A 22206-nucleotide genomic window follows, 5' to 3' on the forward strand; every position below is an offset into this window, starting at 1 on the left:
GGCATGAGCTTCGGGCTTGGCGAGGAAATCGAGGCGCTGCGCGAGAGCGTGCGGCGCTTTGCGATGGACCGGATCGCTCCGCAGGCGGCGGAGATCGACCGCAGCAACAATTTCCCGATGCCGCTCTGGCGGGAAATGGGCGATCTCGGCCTGCTCGGCATCACCGTGCCGGAAAGCCTCGGCGGGACGGGCATGGGCTACCTCGCCCATTGCGTGGCGATGGAGGAGATCAGCCGCGCCTCGGCCTCCGTGGCCCTCAGCTACGGCGCGCATTCCAACCTCTGCATCAACCAGATCGTCCGCAACGCCTCGCCGGCGCAGCGGGAGAAGTACCTGCCGAAGCTGATTTCCGGCGAGCATGTCGGCGCGCTCGCCATGTCCGAGCCGGGCGCGGGGTCCGACGTCGTCTCCATGAAGCTGCGCGCGGAAAAACGTGGCGACCGCTATGTGCTGAACGGCAACAAGATGTGGATCACCAACGGGCCGGATGCGGATGTGCTGGTGGTCTATGCCAAGACCGATCCCGAGGCCGGCTCGCGCGGCATCACCGCCTTCTTCATCGAGAAGGGTTTCAAGGGGTTTTCGACCGCGCAGAAGCTCGACAAGCTCGGCATGCGCGGCTCCAACACCTGCGAACTCGTCTTCACCGATTGCGAGGTGCCGGAGGAGAACGTGATGGGCACGGTGGGGCGCGGCGTCAACGTGCTGATGTCCGGTCTCGATTACGAGCGCGTCGTGCTGTCCGGCGGTCCGCTCGGCATCATGGCCGCCTGCCTCGACGTGGTGGTGCCCTATATCCATGAGCGAAAGCAGTTCGACCGGCCCATCGGCGAATTCCAGCTCATGCAGGGCAAGGTGGCCGACATGTATGTCACGCTCAACGCCTGCCGCGCCTATGTCTATGCCGTGGCGAGCGCCTGCGACCGGGGCGAGACGACCCGCAAGGACGCCGCCGGCTGCATCCTCTATTCCGCCGAGATGGCGACCAAGCTGGCGCTCGAGGCCATCCAGTCGCTCGGCGGCAACGGCTATATCAACGACTACCCGACGGGCCGCCTGCTGCGCGACGCCAAGCTCTACGAGATCGGCGCCGGCACCTCCGAAATCCGCCGCATGCTGATCGGCCGCGAAATCTTTCAGGAGACCCTGTGATGCCGGTTCTTCCCTCGGCCGTGAACACGCGCAGCGAAACCTTCGCGGCAAACCGCAAGGCGATGCTCGACGCGCTGGCGCTGGTGGAAGAGGCGGCGAACCTCGCCATGGACGGCGGCGGATCGAAGGCGCGCGAGCGCCATGTCGCCCGCGGCAAGCTGCTGCCGCGCGAGCGGGTGGCGCAGCTCCTCGACCCCGGCTCGCCCTTCCTCGAAATCGGCCTCACCGCCGGCCACGGCCTCTATGACGGCGCATCACCCTCCGGCGGCATGATCGCGGGCATCGGCCGCGTCTCGGGCCGCGAATGCATGCTCGTCTGCAACGATGCGACGGTGAAGGGCGGCACCTACTATCCCATCACCGTGAAGAAGCATCTGCGTGCGCAGGAGATTGCCGCGGAAAACCGGCTGCCCTGCATCTATCTCGTCGATTCCGGCGGGGCGAACCTGCCGAACCAGGACGAGGTCTTCCCCGACCGCGACCATTTCGGCCGCATCTTCTATAATCAGGCGCAGATGTCCGCCGCCGGCATTCCGCAGGTCGCCGTCGTCATGGGAAGCTGTACGGCGGGCGGGGCCTATGTGCCGGCGATGAGCGACGAGACTGTCATCGTCGAGAACCAGGGCACGATTTTCCTCGCCGGCCCGCCGCTGGTGAAGGCCGCGACGGGCGAGGTGGTGACGGCCGAAGATCTCGGCGGCGGTGACGTGCATACCCGCCTTTCGGGCGTCGCCGATCACCTCGCGCGCGACGATCGCCATGCGCTCACCATCGCCCGCCAGATCGCCGCCAATCTCAATATGCGTAAGCCGGAGGCTACTAAATCAGGGGGTGGCGACGCCCCGCTCTACGACCCCGAAGAGCTGCTCGGCATCGTGCCGGCCGATACGCGCACGCCCTATGACGTGCGCGAGGTGACCGCCCGCGTGGTCGACGGCTCGCGCTTCGACGAGTTCAAGGCGCGCTTTGGCACCACGCTCGTCTGCGGCTTCGCGGCGCTGCATGGCCTTCCCGTCGGCATCATCGCCAACAATGGCGTGCTCTTTTCAGAGGCAGCGCTGAAGGGCGCGCATTTCATCGAGCTTTGCGCCCAGCGCGGCATTCCGCTCCTCTTCCTGCAGAACATCACCGGCTTCATGGTCGGCCGCAAATACGAGGCGGAGGGCATCGCCAAGCACGGGGCTAAGCTCGTCACCGCCGTCGCCACGGCCAAGGTGCCGAAGCTCACCGTATTGATCGGCGGCTCCTACGGCGCGGGCAATTACGGCATGTGCGGACGGGCCTATTCGCCGCGCTTTCTCTGGACCTGGCCGAACAGCCGCATCTCCGTCATGGGCGGCGAGCAGGCGGCCGGCGTGCTCGCCACCGTCAGGCGCGAGGGCATCGAGCGGGTGGGCGGAAGCTGGAGCATGGAGGAGGAGGCCGCCTTCAAGCAGCCGACCATCGACATGTTCGCCCGCCAGAGCCATCCGCTCTATGCCTCGGCAAGGCTCTGGGACGACGGCATCGTCGATCCGCGCAAGACGCGCGACGTGCTGGCGCTCTCGCTTTCGGCGGCGCTCAACGCGCCCGTCGATCCCACCCGCTTCGGCGTCTTCAGGATGTAGAGGAGGCAAGTCATGAAACGTGAATCGATCAATGCCAAAAACGCGCCCGCCCCGCGCGGCGGCTACTCGCAGGCCGTGAAGATCGAGGATTTCAAGACGCTGGTCTTCATCAGCGGCCAGATCCCCGTTGCCGATGACGACAAGGTGCCGGAGAGTTTTGAGGATCAGGCGCGGCTCGTCTGGCGCAATATCGACGCGCAGTTGAAGGCGGCCGGTATGACGAAGGCCGATCTCGTCAAGGTCACGACCTTCCTTTCCGACCGGTATCACGCCACCGCCAACCGCGAGATCCGCAGCGAATATCTCGGCAGTATCGCCCCGGCGATGAGCGTCGTCATCGCTTCGATCTTCGATGGGAAATGGCTGCTCGAAGTCGAGGCCATCGCAGCGCAATGAGAACCGGAGCCGGGATGTTCAGAAAGATCCTCATCGCCAACCGCGGCGAAATCGCCTGCCGGGTCATCCGCACCGCAAGGCGTCTGGGCGTCGCGACGGTCGCCGTCTATTCCGATGCCGACCGCAATGCGCTGCATGTCGAGATGGCCGACGAGGCCATCCGCCTCGGCCCGGCCGAAGCGGCGGAAAGCTACCTAAACATCGCCGCGATCATCGAAGCGGCCAAAGCGAGCGGCGCGGAGGCGGTGCATCCCGGCTACGGCTTCCTGTCGGAAAATCCCGATTTCGTCGAGGCGGTGAAGGCCGCCGGTCTCGTCTTCATCGGCCCCTCGGCAAGTGCCATCCGTGCGATGGGCCTGAAGGATGCCGCCAAGGCGCTGATGGAAAAGGCGGGCGTGCCCGTCGTGCCCGGCTATCACGGCGAGCGGCAGGACGCCGCCTTCCTTGCCGGCGAGGCGACGGCCATCGGCTATCCCGTGTTGATCAAGGCGCGCGCCGGCGGCGGCGGCAAGGGCATGCGGCGGGTGGAGGACCCCGCCGATTTTTCCGCCGCGCTGGAAAGCGCCCGCCGCGAGGGCGAAAGCGCCTTCGGCGACGGCCGTGTGCTGGTCGAGAAATACATGGCCAAGCCCCGCCATATCGAAGTGCAGGTTTTCGGCGACGGGCACGGCTATGTCGTGCATCTCTTCGAGCGCGACTGCTCGCTCCAGCGCCGCCACCAGAAGGTCATCGAGGAAGCGCCGGCCCCCGGCATGACGGCGCAGATGCGTGAGGCGATGGGCGCGGCGGCTGTGCGTGCGGCGGCGGCCATCGGCTATAGCGGCGCGGGCACGGTCGAGTTCATCGCCGACGTTTCGGATGGCCTCCGGCAGGATCGTTTCTATTTCATGGAGATGAACACGCGCCTGCAGGTGGAGCATCCGGTGACGGAGGCGATCACCGGCCTCGACCTCGTCGAATGGCAGCTCCGCGTGGCCGCCGGCGAGCCTCTGCCGAAGCGGCAGGAGGAGCTTGCCATCACCGGCTGGGCCTTCGAGGCGCGGCTTTATGCGGAAAACCCGGCGCGCGAATTCCTGCCCGCGACCGGCCGCCTTGCCGTCTTCGACCTGCCAGATAGCGCGCGTATCGATTCCGGCGTGCGCGCCGGCGATATCGTCACGCCCTATTACGACCCGATGATCGCCAAGGTCATCACCCACGGGCAGACCCGTGCGGAGGCGCTGGCGCGATTGGAGGCGGCGCTGGAAAAATGCCGCGTCGGCGGGGTGACGACGAATGCCGGTTTCCTCGTCCGGCTCTGCCGCCTGCCGGCCTTTGCCGCCGGCGATGTCGATACCGGCCTGATCGGCCGGGCCGGCGAGGGGCTGCTGGTCGAACCGGAGGCCTCTGAAGAGGCCTTCGCGCTTGCTGCCCTCTCGGCGCTCGGCCTTCTCGAAATGCCGGACGATCCGGATCCCTGGGCACATATCCGCGGCTTCCGCCTCTGGGGCGAGGCGGCGCGGACGGTGTTCCTCGACCATGGCGGGGCGGAACATGCGCTGCGTATCGTCATGCCCGGCGGCAGGCGCTTCCGCCTCGATCATAACGGCCTCTCGACGGAAGTCGGCCTCCTCTCGGTGAATGGCGATGCCATTCGGCTGGATTGTGACGGCCATGTGTTTTCCGCCACCGTGCACCGCGATGCGGCCAGCATCGTGGTCTTCTTCGGCGGGCATGCCCATGCCTTTGCGATTGCGGAGGAAGCCGGTCATCACGGCGAGGCGGCGGCGGGCGGGGACCGGCTTTCGGCTCCGATGCCGGGTCTCGTGCGCATTGTCTCGGCGGCGCCAGGCGCACGGGTCGCCAGGGGCGATGCGCTGGTCACCATGGAGGCAATGAAGATGGAGCTGGTGCTGGCCGCGCCCCGCGACGGGGTCGTGGCGGCGGTGCCGGTGGCGGTGGGCGATCAGGTGGCGGAAGGCGCGCTCCTCCTGTCGCTGGAGCCCGAGGAGGCGGCATGAGCCGGCGCGTCGAAATCGTTGAGATGGCGGCCCGCGACGGGTTGCAGAACGAGAAGAAGATCATTCCTTCCGCCGACAAGATCGCGCTGATCGATCGTCTCTCCGATTGCGGTTTCGAGCGTATCGAGGCGACGAGTTTCGTCAGCCCCAAATGGGTGCCGCAACTGGCTGACGGTGCCGCCGTGATGGCCGGTATCGCGCGCCGCCCGGGTGTCTCCTATGCGGCGCTGGTGCCGAACATGAAGGGCTACGAGGCGGCGAAGGCCACCGGCGTCAACGAGGTCGCCGTCTTCCTTTCGGCGTCCGAGGGGTTTTCCCGCGCCAATCTCAATTGCTCGATTGCCGAAAGCGTCGAGCGTGTCCGCCCGGTCGCGGAGGCGGCGAAGGCGGATGGGCTGTTGCTGCGCGGCTATGTGAGCTGCGTCGTGCAATGCCCCTATGACGGGCCGGTCGAACCCTGCGCGGTGGCGCGGGTGACGAGCCAGCTCCTGCGCCTCGGCTGCCATGAGGTGAGCCTTGGCGACACGATCGGCCGGGCGCGGCCCGCCGAGGTCGCCGCCATGCTGGATGTCGTGCTCGCCGTCGCCTTCCCGGAAAATCTCGCCGGCCATTTCCACGATACGAACGGGCTGGCGCTCGACAATATCCGCGTGGCGCTGGATCATGGCCTCACCGTCTTCGACGCCTCGGTCGGCGGGCTCGGCGGTTGCCCCTATGCGCCGGGCGCGCGGGGCAATGTCGATACGCTGGCCGTCGCCGACATGCTGGCGGCGGAAGGCTACGAGACGGGGCTGGACCGGCAGAAGCTGGCGGCGGCGGCCGCCTTCGCACGGCGGATCACCGGCAAGGACGATACAAGGAAGAGCGCGTAGCGGGCCGCAAGCGCAGGAGAGGCAGGCATGACGTACGAGACCCTTTCGGTTGCCGTCGACCGGCTCGGTGTGGCGACCCTCACGCTGCGCCGTCCCGCCCAGCACAATGCGCTGTCCGGCCCGATGATCCGCGAGCTGACCGCCGCGGCGGGAAAACTGGGAGAGGATAAGGCGGTGCGCCTCGTCGTGCTGACGGGCGAGGGCGAGAGTTTTTGCGCGGGCGGCGATCTCAACTGGATGAAGGCGCAGATCGCGGCGACACGCGGAGAGCGCATCACGGAAGCCCGCCACCTCGCCTTGATGCTGAAGGCGCTGCGCGACTTGCCGAAGCCGCTCATCGCCCGCGTCAACGGCCCGGCCTATGGCGGCGGCGTCGGGCTGATCAGCGTCTGCGATGCCGCGATTGCCGTGGAGGGCGCGCGTTTCGGCCTGACGGAAACCCGCCTCGGCCTCATCCCGGCGACGATCAGCCCCTATGTCGCCGCCCGCATCGGCCCGGCCGCCTTCCTGCGCTTTTCCACGTCTGCGCGGCTCTTCGATACCGGGACCGCGCAGGGGATCGGCCTTCTGAGCGGCGTCGTCGCGCCGGAGGCGCTGGATGCGGCGGTGGAGGCGGAGATCGTCCCCTATTTCTCGGCCTCGCCCGAAGCCGTTGCGGCGTCGAAGGCGCTGGCGCACGCGCTGGCCCCGCCAATTGACGGCAGGCTTATCGAGATGACGCTGACGCGGCTCGCCGACACTTGGGAGACGCCCGAGGCGGCGGAGGGGATCGCGGCCTTTCTGGAAAAGCGCAAGGCGAAGTGGGTGATTGACGCGAAAGGGTGATTTGCAGGGTTGCCCCTCACCCTAACCCTCTCCCCGCAAGCGGGGAGAGGGGACTTGCCCCACGAACCGTTATGGTTTGGGGAACCCGGCGCAACATATTCCTTCTCCCCGCACCCAAGGAGAAGGTGCCGGCAGGCGGATAAGAGGCAATTACCTCAAGCTATTCGATAAACACCCGCACGCTCGCCGCCCGCCCGGCGGCATCGATCACCGTCAGCGTCGAGAAGCCCGCGCCTTCCGGCATCCATTGTGTCGTGCGCCGGCGAGAAGTGTCGGGCAGCACCTTACCGTTGGCGAGCCAGCGGAAGGGCGCGCGGCCGCCCTGGAGCTTCAGGATGAGGGGCGATATTTCCGCGCCGGTCGTCGCGCCGAGTTCCACATGCGCGCCTTCCGGCGGATAGACGATTTCCGGGGCAGGTTCGCGCGCGACGGTCGCGACGAGGCCGCTTGCCGTCGTCGAGAAGCGGCGCAGGCTTGCCGGAAGTTCCGACTGGGCGATGCGCACCGCTCCAGCCGGCGCGCGGGGGAGCGCGGTGATGGCGACGCCGGAGCGGGCGAAGGCTTCGAAGAGGATGGGCGCGGCGGCGCCGTAGCCGGTCAGGCCGGGCACCGCGCCGTTATCGGCGCGGCCGACCCAGACGCCGAGCACATGCCGGCCGTCGTAGCCCACGGACCAGGCGTCGCGGTAGCCGTAGCTCGTGCCGGTCTTGTAGGCGATGCCGAGGCGGCGGCTGCCGGCCGGCGGGGTAACGCCCGAAAGCACGTCCGAAACCTGCCAGACGGCGACGGGGTCGAGCAGCGGATCGCCGCCGATCACCTTGGCGTCCCCTGTGATGCCGTCGCCGAGCTGCACCGGCATGCCCCGATTGGCGAGCGCCGCATAAAGCTGGGTGAGGTCGCGCAGCGTGATGCCGAGGCCACCGAGGCCGATGGCAAGGCCCGGCGTTTCGCCCGGCGGCAGCTCGGGGCGCACCTCGGCGCGGCGGAAACGCACCATCATGCGCGTCGGCCCGACGGCTTCGAGCAGGCGCACGGCGGGCACGTTCAGGGAAAGCTGCAGGGCTTTGCGCACGCTGACATCGCCCTGATAGGTCATGTCGAAATTGCGCGGGCGATAACCGGAAAAGTCGGAGGGGCGGTCCTCGACGATGGTTTCCTGCGCGACAAGGCCCTCCTCGAAGGCAAGGCCATAGATGAAAGGTTTCAGCGCCGAGCCGGGCGAGCGGCGGATGCGCGTCATGTCGATCCAGCCGGCGCGGCTGCCGTCGAAATAGTCCGCCGAGCCGACCTCGCCGAGGATTTCGCCGGTGCGGGCGTCGGCCATGACCATGGCGATGGAGATTTTCGGGCCGAGCCGTTCGGCCGCCTCGCGGGCGACAGCTTCGAGGCCGTCCTGCACGGTGCGGTCGAGGGATGTCCTGTGCTCGGTCGCCTTCGGGTCCTTGCGCAGCGCCAGTTCGGAAAGATGCGCGGCATAGGAAGGAAGCTGTCGGCGGCGGTCGGGCACGGCTTCGGCGCTGGCGCGTTCGGCCTCGCCCTCGCCGATGACCTCGGAGACGGCCATGCGGGTCAGGACGCGCTCGCGGGCCTTTTCGGCAACGTTGCGGTGCCGGTCGGGGCGGCGCTTTTCGGGAAGCTGCGGCAGGGCGACGAGCAGGGCGGCCTCGGCGACGGAAAGGCGTTTCGGCTCCTTGCCGAACCAGGCGAGGCTCGCCGCGCGCACACCCTCCAGATTGCCGCCATAGGGGGCAAGCGTCAGGTAGAGATCGAGGATCTCCGCCTTTGAAAGGCGCCGTTCGAGCTGGATGGCGCGGGCCATCTGGCGCAGCTTCGCCAGCATCGAGCGGTTCTCGCGCGGCTCGATCAGCCGGGCGACCTGCATGGAGAGCGTGGACGCGCCGGAAACGATACGGCCATTGGTGACGAACTGGCCGGCGGCGCGCAGCAGCGCCAGCGGGTCGATGCCGGCATGTTCCTCAAAACGCCGGTCCTCATAGGCGACGAGCATGCGCAGGAACTGCGGGTCGACATCGGCGGCCGTGGTCTTCAGTCGCCAATGGCCCTCGGGCGTGGCGAAGGCGCGCAACAGGCGGCCGTCGCGGTCGAGCACTTCCTTCGAGACGGTCTCCGCCACCGCGATGGGTGGCGGATAGGCGCGGTCCGCATAGTCCAGCCCGAAGGCGAGGGCGGCGATGGTCGCCGCCCCGCTTGCCAAACCGATGAGGAGCTTGCGCCAGAGCGCCATTGCCGTTTCCCCTTACTCGGCCTTGACGACCTGCATGCGGCCGGTCGCGGTGCGGGCGGAGAACTGCGGACGATACATGTCCTCCACCTGCGCGGCCGGCAGGTCATAGGTGCCGGGGGTGACGGCGCGCACGACATAGGCGAGCGTCACATCGCGGTTGTCGCCCTCGCTGCGGTTGAAGGCGGCGACGAAGCGGTCGTAGCGGAACTCCGTATGCGCCGCTTCCGTCTCGCCCAGCCAGTCGAAGTTGGAAAGCTTCGCGCTGTCGACGAGGCTCGGATTGTCGATCTCGAAGCCGGCGGGCAGCAGGTCGGTGATGATGATGCGCGAGGCCCAGTTATTGTGCTCCGTCGCCTTCAGCACCACGACGTAGCGCTCGTTCTGCGTCGCCTCGGTGATGTTCGCCTCCTCGCCGTCGAGCGTGTAGTAGGTGCGCTCGATGGAGAAGCCGTCGCCGCCGGCCGGCATCGGATTGGCGGGGGCTGCCACCGTCGTCAGCACGGCGGAGACGGGCTCGTCCGTGCGGTTGGCGACGGTCAGCGGGTTTTCCAGCAGCGACTTGCCCGTCATCCGCGCAGCATAGCCGCCGGCACGCGGCGCACCGTTGATTTCAAGCTTCAGGTCCTTGTCGGCATCCTTCACGGAGCGCGCGGCCAGCAGCATCCAGGTCTGTTCCTGCGTGCTGGTCCAGGGCTTGTCCTCCCACTGCTTGGCGACCTGCTTGGAGAGATCCGGAATGATGGTCGGGACCGGCCGGGCTTCCGCCGCAAGCGCCAGGATGGCGGCGCCGTCGCGCAGCGACGAGCCGTAGTCGGTGCGCGAGAGGCTGGCGTTCACGGCGGTTTCGCGGGCAAGGCCGAGCGCATCGGAGAAGATCGCCATCGAGCGCTGGGCATCGCCGTAGAGGCCGAGTGCGCCGGCGATCTGTGCGCGCGACAGCGGCGAGGAGAACTCCGAGAGCTTCGTGTCGGCGTAGTAACGCAGGTCGCTGATGGCGGCCTTGCGGTTACGGGCGAGCACATAGAGCGCATAGGCGATCTCGTGGCCCTGGGTGGAGACGTTCACATCGTAGGAGATGGCATTCTGCAGGTTGGAAAGCGCCTGCAGCATGGCCTGTTCCGGCACGTCGAACTTCTGTTCGCGGGCGCGGGTCAGGAAGTCCGTGACGAAGGCGTCGAGCCAGAGGTCGCCGTAGCCGGGAGACCAGAGGCCGAAGCTGCCGGAGGAGGACTGGTTGGCGAGGACGCGGTAGATGGCGTCCTGCACCCGCTTCTGCGTTTCCGGGTCTTCCGGCAGGCCGGACTGCTTGGAAAGCTCGCTGAGATAGAGCAGCGGCAGGGCGCGGCTCGTCGTCTGTTCCGTGCAGCCATAGGGATAGCGGTCGAGCGCCATCAGGAGGGCCGGGATGTCGAAGGCCGCGGCGCGCGAGACGCTGAGGCTGACGGACGCATCGGCAAGCTGGCTGTCGGCCAGAAGCTGGTCGTCGATGGTGAGGCTCCCGTTGGCGGCGATCTCGATCGGCCGGCGGGTGGTGATCGGCATGGCGGCCGGGCGGACCGGCACGTTGAGCGCCTGTTCCAGCGACATGCCCGAACCGTTCGAAAGCTTGACCGTCACGAGGCCGTCGCCCACCTCGCCGCCGATGAGCGACAGGGTGAGGGCGGTCTTGCTGCCGGGCGTGAGCTGGATCGTCTGGCCCGCGCCGGTCTGCTCGACCATCACGGAGGCGTTGTGGGTGATCTCGACCGTGTAGTCGCCGGCCGGAGCATCCGTATTGGCGATATCGAGGCGCAGATCGGATCGGTCCCCGGGGGCGAGGAACTTCGGCAGGCTCGCCGTCACGACGACCGGATCGCGGATCACGACGTCCTTCGAGGCGCTGCCGATGCCGGTCTTCGTCCAGGCGACGGCCATCAGGCGGGCGGTGCCGTTGAACTGCGGGATGTCGAAGCTGACCTTGGCATTGCCGTCGGCATCGAGCTTCACGGGGCCGGCGAAGAAGGCGACGAGCTTTTCCTTCGGCGGGTTGCCCTGAAGCGCGCCTTCGCCGCCGTCGCCGCCGGTGCGCAGCCGCCCGGTGGCGCCGAGCGAACCGTCGATCAGGCGACCGTAGAGGTCGCGGATTTCCATGCCGAGGCGGCGCTGGCCGAAGTACCAGCCGGCCGGATCGGGCGCTTCATAGCGGGTGAGGTTGAGGATGCCGACATCGACGGCGGCGACCGTGATGTAGGCCTCCTCGTTCGCGCCCGCACCGGCGACCTTCAGCGAAATGTCGAGCGGTTGGCGCGGCAGGGTCTTTTCCGGCGCGTCGAGCGCGACATTGAGCTTGCGGTCGGCGGGGTCGACCTTCAGCCAGGTGATGCCGATGGCGCGCATCGGCATGCGGCTTTCCTGATCCGAGCCGGGGCGGAAGAGCGTCGCCGTGACATAGGAGCCGGAGCCCCACGCCTCGGTGACGGGGATTTCCACCTCGCCGCCTTCCGCGCCGATGCTGGCCGTCTGGGTGGAGACGAGGCTTTCGGCGCCGACGGTGATGAGAAGCTGGCCGGCATGGCGCGGCGAGACTTTCAGCCTCGCGGTGTCGCCGATGGCATAGCTTTCCTTGTCGAGCGAGATTTCCAGCGCGTCGGGCGTTTCCGTGGAGGAGGCGGCGACATACCAGCCGGCGTCGAATTCCACGCTGGTCGCAGGGCCGTCCGGCTCGGCGCTTTCGACTTCGAGGCGATAGCGGCCCCAGGTGACGGGCGCGGAAATGCGGCCGCCGTCTGCGGTGACGTCGAGCGTGCCGTTGGCGATCTGCTTCGTCGTCATCACCGGCTCGTAGCGCCAGGAGCTGCCTTCGCGATACCATTGGTAATTGCGCTCGATCTCGAGAAGCTTCCACGGCATGCCCTGCATCGCCGCGCGCTTGCCATCGGGATCGACGGCGATGACCTGGAAGTTGGCGATGCTGTTTTCCGTAAGGTCGCCGGCAAATTCCGGCTTCACGCCGATCATCGTGCCGGCCGGCTTGACCGGCAGGGTGAGGTTGCGTTCGACGGCGCGGCCGCCGGCCTCCATCATGCGCAGGGTGACGAGCGCTTCGAGGCGCTGGGTCGTGGAGGGCAGGTCGTTGACGGTGACGTCGAAGGTCGTCTTGCCCTCGTCGTCCAGCACGTCGAGGCCGTCGAGCGGAATGCGGCTCTCCTCGATGGCTTCCTCGTCGGCAAGGCCGAAGACATAGCCGGGATAGGCGGCGTCCTGATGCGTCGGCTTCAGCGCGACGTCGCCCTCGATCTCGAGGCCCGCGCCCGGCGCGCCGTAGAGATAGCGGCCTTCGACGGAAACGGGAGCGGGAACGCCGGTCTCGACGGCCTTCGCCTCGCTCGTCATGTCGAATTCGATGCGGTCGGGCACGAAATCGTCGACGAGGAAGGTCTTTTCGGCAATCGCCGTGCCCTTCGGGTCGGTATAGACCTGCATGGTCCAGGTGCCGCGCATGCTGTTTTCCATGAGCGGCAGGTCGATGGCATAGCCGCCGAGCGTGGCTTCGGCCACCATGCGGCGGTCTTCCACGCCGTCGGGACGGTTGAAGATGAAGGTGAGCGGCAGTTTCTCGACGGCGTTGGATTCGATGTCGCGGGCGAGCGCCGAGGCATGCACCGTCTCGCCGGCGCGGTAGATGCCGCGCTCGGTCCAGGTCAGCACGTCGATGGCGCCCGGCGCGGGGCGGCCGGTGACGCCGCGGTCGGACAGGTCGAAGCCGGCGCGGGTCATGTCGAGGAAGACGAAGTCGCCTTCGCCCTTGCGGGCGAGAATGACGGCGGGCGTGTTGGCGGCGGTGCCGCGCATCAGGCCGGCGGTGAAGGTCGCGCGGCCCTCCGCATCGGTCGTCGCCGTGCCGAGCACTTCGTTGTTCTTGGCGATGAGCTGGAGTTCGACGCCTTCCAGCGGGTCGGCGCTGTCGAGTGAGCGGGCGAAGACGTTGAGGCCGTCCGTGCCGGCATAGGTCGTGAGGCCGACATCCGAGACGACGAACCATTGCGTCGCCTTGCTGTCCCATTCGTTGCTGCGGCCGTTCGTGGCGGCGGCGGTCAGCACATAGACGCCGGGCTTGCGCTCCGGCAGGGCCTCGTCGACCGGGAAGCTGGTGACGACGTCCTTGTTCAGCTCCGGCGAGATCTCGATCTTGCCCTGCCAGACCAGTTCGCCATTCTGGTTCTCGATATTGCTGGCGGAATAGCCGTCGAGCTGGGTGAGGAAGCGGCTTTCGGCGAGCAGGCCCGCGATGGCGCGGTCGCCGACGCGGTAGAGCTTCAGGTCGGCGCTGTCGGTGTTGACCGAGACGATCGGGATGCCGCGGCGAACGCTGCCCGGCAGCACGAAGCCGTCGCCGGTGAAGCGCACCGTGGCTGCACGGTCCTGCACATAGATGTCGAGATCGACCGGCGCGGCCAGCGGCTCGTCGACGGCCGACGGCAGGCCGGTGCGGAAGGCGATCTTGTAGCGCTGGCCGTGGGCGAGGCCCTCGACGCAGATCTGCCGGTCCTTCGCCTCCACCGCCTTGGGCGCCGCGCCGTCGAGCGTGACGAAGGAGGCGTAGTCCGCGCCCGACTTGACGAGCGGTTCGGAGAACTCGACGCAGGCGCGCGGATTGGCGCTGTCGGAATCGATCGTGTGATTTACGACGCGGAAGCCCTGGCGCGTGCGCAGGCTCACATAGGCCGAGCGTACGGCCACGTCCTCCTCCTGCTCAAGGCTCGCCTTGTAGGCGTTGATGCCGGCGCGGTAGTTGCCCGAAACGTCGAGCGTATCGCCGAGAACGGCGAGCGCGCGGGCGCGCGTCTCCGTCGTGCGCGAAAGCTGGTAGGCGTTGATCGCCGCAAGTGCGCCCTGACCGGCCAGATAGCTGTTGTTGGTGGCGCGGGCCATGGATTCGGCGGTCTCGAGCCAGAGGTAATAATCGTCCGGGGCGATCGAGAGTGCGCCCTTGTAGGCGGCAAGCGCCTCGTCGAAGCGGCCGGAGGCCGTTTCGATGCGGCCGAGCGAGGCGAGGCTTTCCGAGCCTTGGTCTTCCTGGCCGGCGGGCATCGAGAGATTGTCGCGAAGGGCGCGCGCGTCGTTCGTCATATATTCGGTGATGAAGGCGAGCGCCGGGGCCGCGCCGATATCGGCGGCATTGTCGGCCTTGACGATCTTGCCGGCGACCGCACCCTGGAAATGGTTGAGCTGGTTGAAATCGCTCTTCAGGAAGCACCACTTCACCTTGGGATTATAGGTGAAGGCGCGGCAGGACATGTCGTCGATGCAATCGGTCTTGCACTGGTCGAGCGTCACATCCTGCACCGTGCGCAGGTCGAAGCCGAAATAGTCGCCGTTGTCCGTCGTCACGACGGTGCGTGTCTCTTCGGCATGGGCGATATGGGGTGGAGAGGCGACGGCAGAAAGAAGAAGTGCCGAGAAACCGAAGATTGCGCGCATAGACATGAAGTCCTCCTACCGCTGCCCGTCTCGTTGTCGCCGCCACTGTTCCGACCTCGGCCCCGGCTTGTCAATCGAAAGACGAAGCGCTTCGGGGTGCCGGAAAGGGATGGCGCATGGAACCAGGGGGAAGACGTTTGGGTTCGCCGGTTCAATCGCTGGAAATGCGAAAAATTTTCACGGATCGCCGCGTTAACCTTTTGTTAACCATATCGGCGCAGACTCCGGATCATCGACGGGCGCTTCTCTGTCATACCGCTGTTACAGGCGGCCGGTAGAAACCTCGTCAGAAACGAAAGTCGTGTTTCGAAAACGCAGTGACCACGGATGTACTGGCACCGCGCGAAACACTTCCCCGGCAAGGCCGGGATGAGGAAGCGGGGGTATAACCCTCGCTTTTTTCATGTCTTCTTTCCGCCCGCGACGGCTGGACCCTGTCTCCCGATTATCCTACCCATGGTGCCCTCCTTCCTCGTTTCCGGACGGTTGCATGTCTGACGTCGCCCTCAATGTCCTTCCCATCTTCGCGCTCATCCTGATCGGCTGGCTGCTGGTGCGCACCGGCTATCTCCGGGAGGCGCTGGGGGAGGGGCTGGGCGAGTTCGTCTTCCGCGTCGCCGTGCCCGTGCTGCTCTTCCGCACCATCGCGGAGGCGGATTTCGCGGGCGAAGCGCCCTGGCGCATCTGGGTCGGCTATTTCGCGGGGGTCGCCGTGACGTGGACGGTGGCGCATCTGGTGGCGACGCTGGGCTTTTCGCGCGACCGGCGCATCGGCGTGCTGGCCGGCGTTTCCTCGGCCTTCGCCAACAATGTCTTCATCGGCCTGCCGCTCGTTTCGCGCGTCGTCGGCGACGAGGGGCTTGTTGCGCTCTCGGTGCTGCTCTCGGTGCATCTGCCGGTGATGATGATCGCCGGGACGATCCTGATGGAGCGCGCCGAGCGCAAGGAAGGCACCCGCGAGCCGCAGAGCTTCGCCGCTCTTCTTGCCGGAATAGGCAACAGCCTTGTGCGCAATCCGCTGGTGATCGGCCTTCTCGCCGGCGCGCTGTTCCATGTCGCCGGCATGCCGCTCGGTGGGCCGGTGAAGGTGGTGGTCGACCAGATCGCCGCGACGGCCGCACCCGCCGCGCTCGTCTCTATCGGCATGGCGCTCAACAAGTACAAGCTCGGCGGCAATGCCGGCATCGCGCTGGCCATGACCGGCCTCAAGCTCCTGCTCCTGCCGGGGTCGGTCTATGTCGCCTGCCGGCTGCTCGGCCTCAGCCCGGAATGGACCGCCGCGATGGTGCTGACATCCTCCGTGCCGACAGGCGTCAATGCCTGGCTGCTCGCCAACCATTTCGGCGTCGGCCATGCGCTGGCCTCTTCCACCATCACCATGACCACGGCTCTCGGGGTCTTCACGGTTTCCTTCTGGGCCTGGCTTCTGGGCTGAGGCCGCAAAGCCTTCATTCCCGCATAACAAAAAACCCGGCGTGAGGCCGGGTTTTCGTTTGTCGCTATGGCGGGCGCGCTTACTGGGCGGCCGGCTGTTCCGTCGTGGTGCCCTGCGTTGCGCCTTCGGCTGGAGCTGCACCCTCGGTCGTCGTTGCAGCAGCGCCACCTTCAGCCGGAGCGGCGCCCTCGGTCGTGGTCGCCGCAGCGCCGCCCTCAGCCGGAGCCGCACCTTCGGTCGTCGTGGCGGCAGCGCCGCCTTCGGTTGCCGTCGCGCCTTCCGCGGGAGCCGCAGCTTCCGTTGCGGCTGCGCCGCCGGCATCCGCGCCTTCGCTCGAAGCGGTCGGCAGGGCCGCCGGGCTGTCGGAGAGGCTGCGCAGGTAGGCGATCAGGTTGGCGCGCTCGTCTTCCTTCTTGAGGCCGGCGAAGCCCATGGCGGTGCCCGGGACGTGCTTCTTCGGCGCTTCGAGGAAGAAGTTCAGGTGATCGAAGTCCCAGACGACCTTGTGGCCTTCGGAGAAGGTGGTCATGCCGGCGGAATAGCTGAAGCCCTCATGCGAGGCGATCGGGCGGTTCACGACGTCCCAGAGATTGGGGCCGACCTTGTTCGGTCCGCCCTTCTCCGAGGTGTGACAGCTCGCACACTTCTTGAAGACGGTTTCGCCGGCTGCCGCATCGGCGCTGGCGAGCAGGGTCGCGATCGGCGTGCCCTTGGCCTCTTCACCGCCGCCGGCCGCTTCACCGCCAGCCGCTTCCTCGGCGACGATCGTGAAACCTTCCTTCTCGGGGGCTTCCGAATGGAAAATGCCTTCAGAAGCGATCGACACGGACATCAGCACGAAGACGGTGCCCAGAAGGGCACCTACGCCCATGTTCACATAAGAGTTCATCCAAACGCTCCCCTAGCAACCGGCGGACAGACTACCGGCCAGTCTTGAAATCGCGCGGAACCTATGTCTTTTGCTGCTTCGTTGCAACAGTGATTGTAGCCCCCGCACTGAGACCTTTTGACACTTTTCCCGGGGGTTTTGAAGGGCCTGCGATGATTCCCGGCAATTTTGACAAGACCCTCGTGCTCATTCCCGCGCGCATGGCCTCGACACGCCTTCCCGGCAAGCCGCTCGCCGACATTGCCGGCCTGCCGATGATCGTCCAGGTTGCGCGCCGGGCCGCCGCCGCCGATGTCGGCCGGATCGTCGTCGCGGTCGATCACCAGGACATTTTCGATGCGGTCGTGGCGGCAGGCTTTACGGCCGTGATGACGCGGGTCGATCACCAGTCCGGCTCCGACCGCATCCACGAGGCGCTGATGAAAAGCGACCCGGAAGGCCGGGCCGAGATCGTCATCAACGTGCAGGGCGACCTGCCGACCATCGACCCCGGGACGATCCGCGCGGCCCTTCGCCCGCTGGAGAACGCTGCGACCGATATTGCGACCCTCACGACGGAAATCCGCGACGAGCACGAGAAAACCAATCCCAATGTGGTGAAGGTCGTCGGCTCGCCGCTGAGCGAAAGCCGCCTGCGCGCGCTTTATTTTACACGCGCGACCGCGCCGCACGGCGAGGGGCCGCTCTATCACCATATCGGCCTCTACGCCTATCGCCGCAAGGCGCTGGAAACCTTCGTCACGCTCAAGCCCTCGACGCTGGAAAGGCGGGAATCGCTGGAGCAGCTCCGGGCGCTGGAAGCCGGCATGCGCATCGATGCGGAGATCGTTGACACGGTTCCGCTCGGTGTCGATACTCCCGCCGACCTTGAAAAGGCCCGGGCCATGCTCGCCGCCCACCCCATTTGATACGGATATTCCCATGATCAAGAAGACCAACAAGATCGCCTTCCAGGGCGAATTCGGCGCGAATTCCGACATGGCGAGCCGCGACATGTTCCCCAACATGGAGCCGCTGCCCTGCCAGACCTTCGAGGACGCCTTCCTCGCCGTCGAGAACGGCGACGCCGATCTCGGCATGATCCCGATCGAGAACACGATTGCCGGCCGCGTCGCCGATATCCATCATCTCCTGCCGGAATCGCGCCTGCATATCGTCGGCGAATATTTCATGCCGATCCGTTTCCAGCTCATGGTGCTGCCGGGTGTGACGAAAGATGAGGTGCGCACGGTCCACAGCCATATCCATGCGCTAGGCCAGTGCCGCAAGATCGTCCGCCTCAACGGCTGGAAGCCGGTCATCGCCGGCGATACGGCCGGCGCTGCCAAGCTCGTCTCGGAGACCGGCGACCGCTCCATGGCGGCGCTCGCCCCGCGCCTTGCGGCCGATCTCTACGGCCTGTCGATCATCGCGGAGAATGTCGAGGACACGGAAAGCAACGTCACGCGCTTCGTCGTGCTTTCGCGCGATCCCGCGCCGATCGAGCGCGACGGCGACGAGACCATCGTCACTACCTTCGTCTTCAATGTCCGCAACATTCCGGCCGCGCTCTACAAGGCGATGGGCGGCTTTGCGACCAACGGCATCAACATGACGAAGCTGGAAAGCTACCAGATCGGCGGCAAGTTCTACGCCACGCAGTTCTATGCCGATATCGAGGGCCACCCGGACGATCTGCCGGTGCGCCGTGCGCTCGAGGAACTTCGCTTCTTCTCGGAAAAGGTCCGCATCCTCGGCACCTACCGGGCGCACCCGATGCGCAGCGCCTTCTAACTTTTCCAATCCAGCCAGTCGCGCATCAGGCGATGCGCGATGGCCCCCTTGGGCGGGGTCGCCATGCCGGGCGCGGCACCGGACGTCGCGCTGTGCTCGATCATCGCCGCCGTCTCCTCGCGGGTGAACCAGCGGCAATCCTCCAGTTCCGTCTCGTCGCGGCGGATATCGAAGGAGATCGCCTCGCCATAGCAGCCGATCATCAGCGAATGCGGCATCGGCCAGGGCTGCGAGGCGTGGTAGCGCACGCGCCCGACTCTGATGCCGGATTCTTCCAGCGTTTCACGGCGCACGGTATGCTCTATGGTCTCGCCCGGCTCCAGGAAGCCGGCGAGGCAGGAGTAGACGCCGGGCTGGAAATGCGGCGAGCGGCCGAGCAGGCACAGATCCCGCTCGATATCGATGACCAGCATGATCGCAACCGGATCGGTGCGCGGGAAGACGGTATGGTTGCACGCCTCGCAGACGCGGCGGTAGCCGCCGATTTCCGAGCGCGTCGGCGCGCCGCACTTGCCGCAGAAGCGGTTGTTGCCGTTCCAGGTCATCAGGCTGGAGGCCTGCGCGAACTGGCCGAGCAGATCGTCGTCGAGCATCTGCTGGCGGTAGAGTGTGCGCCCGTCGGCGGCCTTCAGCGGCTCCTGCAGGGTGTCGGGATCGGCGCTCACCGGGATGGCGAGGCGCGGCTCGCCGTTCTTCAGGTAGCCGAGCAGGATGGATTCGTCCGGCATCGGGCCGAGTTCGGCCAGTTCATAGGGCGCGAAGAGCGGGTCGATGATCTTCTCGTCGTGCTTGACGACGAGCTTGCCGCCGGCCAGCGCGAAGGCATGCACGTTCTCGGCCTTGAAGGCCTGCTCCAGGCAGTCCGGCGCGCGGTGCTCCGACTGGCGGTCGAGGCTGTTTTCCGCAAAGGCCACCATGGTGCTGGGTTCCGGATGCGGGCGGTATTGATCGAAAAGCGATGGCTTCATGGAGTGAGCGCGTCCAGCAGTTTGGCGGAAAAGGCCTTGGTTTCCTCAGCCGAGCGCGGCTCGGCGGCGCCGAAGCCCCAGACGGGGCCGGGCCAGTTCGGATCGCCCTCGTTGCGCGCGATGACATGCACATGAAGCTGGCGGACGATATTGCCGAGCGCGCCGATATTGATCTTGGCCGCGCCCGTCACCTTCTTCAGCGCTTCCGCCACCAGCGTCGTCTCGAAGGTCAGCATGGTCTGGTCGAGTGGCGTCAGGTCGAAGACCTCGCTGGCGCCGGGGCGCTGCGGCACGAGCACCAGCCAGGGCCAGCGCGCGTCCTTCATCAGCCGAAGCTCGCACAGGCCGATCCTCGTGACGAGATCGCTGTCGCGGACCAGCCGTTCGTCGGGTCGAAAATCGCTCAAGGGGCCCTCCCGAAATGCTTTTGCCTGATTCATGACACGCACCCGATCTTGCTCCAACAGTTTTTTATCGGCTCGGCTTGCATTCGGATGGAATATTGCCGATATGGGGGACGGGAGGTTGGTGGTGGACGAGCCACTCGCCAACCGGGTCAGGTCCGGAAGGAAGCAGCCCTAACGAGCCCCGGCACGGGTCATCGTGCCAGCCTCCCACCTTTCCGTCCTGATCCTGGCCGTCCTGTCGGGACTCTTGAGTTCGATTAGCGGCAGGGTCGATGAACGACGCAATCTCGAATCCGTCCAGCGAAAAACCGGCCGCCTATCGCGTCCTTGCGCGAAAATACCGGCCCAAGGACTTCTCCGACCTCATGGTCGGTCAGGAGCCGATGGTCCGCACGCTGACCAATGCGTTCGAGACCGGCCGCATCGCCCAGGCCTATATGCTGACCGGCGTGCGCGGCGTCGGCAAGACGACCACCGCCCGCATCCTCGCCCGCGCGCTGAACTACAAGACGCCCGAGATCGACCGGCCGACCATCGACCTTCGCGTTCCCGGCGAACATTGCCAGGCGATCATGGAAGGCCGCCATGTCGACGTCATCGAGATGGACGCCGCCTCCCATACCGGCATCGACGATATCCGCGAGATCATCGAGCAGGTGCGTTACCGCCCGGTCTCGGCGCGTTATAAAGTCTATATCATCGACGAAGTGCACATGCTCTCGACGCAGGCCTTCAACGGCCTGCTGAAGACGCTGGAAGAGCCGCCGGAGCATGTGAAATTCATCTTCGCGACGACGGAAATCCGTAAAGTACCGATCACCGTCCTGTCGCGCTGCCAGCGCTTCGACCTGCGCCGCATCGGCGCGTCCGACCTCGTCGGCCTCTTCACCACCATTCTCGGCAAGGAGGGCGTCGCGTTCGAGCCGGATGCGCTCGCCATGGTCGCCCGCGCCGCCGAAGGCTCGGCGCGCGATGGCCTCTCGCTGCTCGACCAGGCGATCGCCCATGGCGCGGGCCGTGTCGAGGTCGAGGCCGTGCGCTCCATGCTCGGCCTTGCCGACCGCGCCCGCATCGTCGATCTCTTCGAGCATATCGTGAAGGGCGACGCGGCGGCGGCGCTTGCCGAATTCGGCGCGCAATACGAGGCCGGCGCAAGCCCCTCCGTCGTGCTGACCGACCTTGCCGATTTCACCCATCTCGTCACCCGCATGAAATATGTGCCGGACGCCGCCGGCGACCAGTCGCTGAGCGAGATCGAGCGCACGCGCGGCGTCGAATTCGCCAATTCCATTGCCGTCACCGCGCTTTCGCGCATGTGGCAGATGCTGCTGAAGGGCATCCCGGAAACCGAAGCCTCCAGCCGTCCGGCGGGCGCGGCCGAGATGGTCATCATCCGCCTTGCCCACGCCGCCAACCTTCCCTCGCCGGAAGAGGCCGCGCGCCGTCTTGCCGAGCTTTCGAGCGGCGAGGGCGGCGGCAATGGCGGCCGCGCGCCGCAATCCGGCGGCTATTCGGGCCAGCCTTCGGCGCAGGCCTCCGTCGCTGCCGTCGCACGGCAACCGGATGCGCCGGTGCGCGCGCAGGCGGGCGGCGCGACCATGCTGCGCGCGGTGCCGCAGGCCGAGCCTGCCCCGCAGCCCATGGGCCGCATCGAAGCCGCGCCGGCCGAACAGCCGGCGGCTGCGCCGAAAGTGCCGGTCAACTCGATCTCCGACATTGCCGATCTCTGCACGAAGAATCGCGACATCCGTCTGCGCGCGCTCGTGCGCGCCTTTGTTCGCCCGGTGAGCGTGGAGGCCGGCAAGCTGGAAATCGGCCTTGCCAACGATGCTCCCAAGTCGCTCATCGCCGACCTGCAGAACCGGCTGCTGGAATGGACCGGCATCCGCTGGCTGGTGATCCTTTCGCGGGAGGCCGGCGGGCCGACCCTGTCGGAAGCCGAGACCATGGCGCAGGAAGCGCGCGTCGCCGATGCGCGCCAGGACCCGGACGTCGCCGCCATCCTGCAGCGCTTCCCCGGCGCCAAGATCACCGACGTGCGCATCAAGGTGCAGGAAACGGAAGACGAGGCCGAGACCGTCGAGGTCGTGGCCGCCGCCGAATCCGCCGAGGGCGACATCCTGCCCGGCGACGATATCGAACACTAGCAATCCCGGCAGAAGTGCGAAGCGGTTTTG

The 22206-nt window shown here is 66.8% G+C and carries 15 protein-coding genes and 1 other RNA gene; 11 read left to right on the forward strand and 5 right to left on the reverse strand.

Annotated elements, in window-relative coordinates:
- Nucleotides 1-3: 3 nt before the first annotated feature.
- From K8M09_RS01460 to K8M09_RS01485, 6 genes are read left to right on the forward strand one after another with little or no spacing between them, the layout of a single operon-like run.
- Complete coding sequence (locus tag K8M09_RS01460) at nucleotides 4-1152, forward strand: isovaleryl-CoA dehydrogenase (protein WP_206366696.1); 1149 nt, start codon at nucleotides 4-6, stop codon at nucleotides 1150-1152.
- Complete coding sequence (locus tag K8M09_RS01465; protein WP_160787604.1) at nucleotides 1152-2759, forward strand: carboxyl transferase domain-containing protein; 1608 nt, start codon at nucleotides 1152-1154, stop codon at nucleotides 2757-2759. The genes K8M09_RS01460 and K8M09_RS01465 overlap by 1 nt, the downstream gene beginning before the upstream one ends.
- A gap of 12 nt (nucleotides 2760-2771) precedes the next feature.
- Nucleotides 2772-3155 (forward strand): RidA family protein, encoded by a 384-nt coding sequence (locus K8M09_RS01470; protein WP_160787603.1) that lies wholly within the window; start codon nucleotides 2772-2774, stop codon nucleotides 3153-3155.
- 14 nt (nucleotides 3156-3169) lie between these two features.
- Nucleotides 3170-5155 carry an acetyl-CoA carboxylase biotin carboxylase subunit gene (locus tag K8M09_RS01475; RefSeq protein WP_160787602.1) on the forward strand — a complete coding sequence of 662 codons (1986 nt, stop codon included), beginning with the start codon at nucleotides 3170-3172 and terminating at the stop codon, nucleotides 5153-5155.
- Nucleotides 5152-6027 (forward strand): hydroxymethylglutaryl-CoA lyase, encoded by an 876-nt coding sequence (locus K8M09_RS01480; protein WP_160787601.1) that lies wholly within the window; start codon nucleotides 5152-5154, stop codon nucleotides 6025-6027. Before K8M09_RS01475 ends, K8M09_RS01480 begins: the two co-directional genes overlap by 4 nt.
- A 27-nt stretch (nucleotides 6028-6054) precedes the next feature.
- Entirely contained in the window at nucleotides 6055-6852 is a 798-nt protein-coding gene (locus K8M09_RS01485; protein ID WP_160787600.1) for a crotonase/enoyl-CoA hydratase family protein, read from the forward strand.
- Nucleotides 6853-7012: 160 nt separating this feature from the next.
- Here K8M09_RS01485 and pbpC read toward each other — a convergent pair whose 3' ends face one another.
- Nucleotides 7013-9097 carry a penicillin-binding protein 1C gene (gene pbpC / locus K8M09_RS01490; protein WP_160787599.1) on the reverse strand — a complete coding sequence of 695 codons (2085 nt, stop codon included), beginning with the start codon at nucleotides 9095-9097 and terminating at the stop codon, nucleotides 7013-7015.
- A gap of 12 nt (nucleotides 9098-9109) precedes the next feature.
- On the reverse strand, nucleotides 9110-14563 hold the full coding sequence (locus K8M09_RS01495) for an alpha-2-macroglobulin family protein (RefSeq protein WP_170299579.1): 5454 nt from the start codon (nucleotides 14561-14563) through the stop codon (nucleotides 9110-9112).
- A 484-nt stretch (nucleotides 14564-15047) separates the two neighbouring features.
- Between K8M09_RS01495 and K8M09_RS01500 the strand changes: the two genes are divergently transcribed.
- Nucleotides 15048-15992 carry an AEC family transporter gene (locus K8M09_RS01500; protein ID WP_160787598.1) on the forward strand — a complete coding sequence of 315 codons (945 nt, stop codon included), beginning with the start codon at nucleotides 15048-15050 and terminating at the stop codon, nucleotides 15990-15992.
- Nucleotides 15993-16071: 79 nt separating this feature from the next.
- Here K8M09_RS01500 and K8M09_RS01505 read toward each other — a convergent pair whose 3' ends face one another.
- On the reverse strand, nucleotides 16072-16881 hold the full coding sequence (locus K8M09_RS01505; RefSeq protein ID WP_160787597.1) for a c-type cytochrome: 810 nt from the start codon (nucleotides 16879-16881) through the stop codon (nucleotides 16072-16074).
- A gap of 152 nt (nucleotides 16882-17033) precedes the next feature.
- Between K8M09_RS01505 and K8M09_RS01510 the strand changes: the two genes are divergently transcribed.
- Together K8M09_RS01510 and K8M09_RS01515 are read left to right on the forward strand one after the other, a co-directional pair.
- Entirely contained in the window at nucleotides 17034-17789 is a 756-nt protein-coding gene (locus K8M09_RS01510) for a 3-deoxy-manno-octulosonate cytidylyltransferase (protein ID WP_160787596.1), read from the forward strand.
- Nucleotides 17790-17802: 13 nt separating this feature from the next.
- Entirely contained in the window at nucleotides 17803-18654 is an 852-nt protein-coding gene (locus K8M09_RS01515) for a prephenate dehydratase (protein ID WP_160787595.1), read from the forward strand.
- On the opposite strand, the gene nudC is transcribed toward K8M09_RS01515, so the two are convergent.
- Complete coding sequence (gene nudC / locus K8M09_RS01520) at nucleotides 18651-19622, reverse strand: NAD(+) diphosphatase (protein WP_160787594.1); 972 nt, start codon at nucleotides 19620-19622, stop codon at nucleotides 18651-18653. The two genes, K8M09_RS01515 and nudC, sit on opposite strands and share 4 nt — an antisense overlap.
- Nucleotides 19619-20062, reverse strand: a complete 444-nt coding sequence (locus K8M09_RS01525; protein ID WP_160787593.1) for an HIT domain-containing protein — start codon at nucleotides 20060-20062, stop codon at nucleotides 19619-19621. Before K8M09_RS01525 ends, nudC begins: the two co-directional genes overlap by 4 nt.
- A gap of 80 nt (nucleotides 20063-20142) precedes the next feature.
- Between K8M09_RS01525 and ffs the strand changes: the two genes are divergently transcribed.
- Nucleotides 20143-20240: signal recognition particle sRNA small type (ffs, locus tag K8M09_RS01530), an RNA gene on the forward strand.
- A gap of 61 nt (nucleotides 20241-20301) precedes the next feature.
- Complete coding sequence (locus K8M09_RS01535) at nucleotides 20302-22176, forward strand: DNA polymerase III subunit gamma/tau (RefSeq protein WP_160787592.1); 1875 nt, start codon at nucleotides 20302-20304, stop codon at nucleotides 22174-22176.
- The last annotated feature ends 30 nt before the right edge of the window (nucleotides 22177-22206 follow it).

Origin of the sequence: Shinella zoogloeoides, from assembly GCF_020883495.1 — a bacterium.
Taxonomy (GTDB): domain Bacteria; phylum Pseudomonadota; class Alphaproteobacteria; order Rhizobiales; family Rhizobiaceae; genus Shinella; species Shinella zoogloeoides.

Coding starts and splice junctions, on each gene's coding strand:
- K8M09_RS01460 (WP_206366696.1), top strand. CDS start 4: ATGAGCTTCGGGCTTGGCGAGGAAATCGAGGCGCTGCGCGAGAGCGTG.
- K8M09_RS01465 (WP_160787604.1), top strand. CDS start 1,152: ATGCCGGTTCTTCCCTCGGCCGTGAACACGCGCAGCGAAACCTTCGCG.
- K8M09_RS01470 (WP_160787603.1), top strand. CDS start 2,772: ATGAAACGTGAATCGATCAATGCCAAAAACGCGCCCGCCCCGCGCGGC.
- K8M09_RS01475 (WP_160787602.1), top strand. CDS start 3,170: ATGTTCAGAAAGATCCTCATCGCCAACCGCGGCGAAATCGCCTGCCGG.
- K8M09_RS01480 (WP_160787601.1), top strand. CDS start 5,152: ATGAGCCGGCGCGTCGAAATCGTTGAGATGGCGGCCCGCGACGGGTTG.
- K8M09_RS01485 (WP_160787600.1), top strand. CDS start 6,055: ATGACGTACGAGACCCTTTCGGTTGCCGTCGACCGGCTCGGTGTGGCG.
- pbpC (WP_160787599.1), bottom strand. CDS start 9,097: ATGGCGCTCTGGCGCAAGCTCCTCATCGGTTTGGCAAGCGGGGCGGCG.
- K8M09_RS01495 (WP_170299579.1), bottom strand. CDS start 14,563: ATGTCTATGCGCGCAATCTTCGGTTTCTCGGCACTTCTTCTTTCTGCC.
- K8M09_RS01500 (WP_160787598.1), top strand. CDS start 15,048: ATGTCTGACGTCGCCCTCAATGTCCTTCCCATCTTCGCGCTCATCCTG.
- K8M09_RS01505 (WP_160787597.1), bottom strand. CDS start 16,881: ATGAACTCTTATGTGAACATGGGCGTAGGTGCCCTTCTGGGCACCGTC.
- K8M09_RS01510 (WP_160787596.1), top strand. CDS start 17,034: ATGATTCCCGGCAATTTTGACAAGACCCTCGTGCTCATTCCCGCGCGC.
- K8M09_RS01515 (WP_160787595.1), top strand. CDS start 17,803: ATGATCAAGAAGACCAACAAGATCGCCTTCCAGGGCGAATTCGGCGCG.
- nudC (WP_160787594.1), bottom strand. CDS start 19,622: ATGAAGCCATCGCTTTTCGATCAATACCGCCCGCATCCGGAACCCAGC.
- K8M09_RS01525 (WP_160787593.1), bottom strand. CDS start 20,062: ATGAATCAGGCAAAAGCATTTCGGGAGGGCCCCTTGAGCGATTTTCGA.
- K8M09_RS01535 (WP_160787592.1), top strand. CDS start 20,302: ATGAACGACGCAATCTCGAATCCGTCCAGCGAAAAACCGGCCGCCTAT.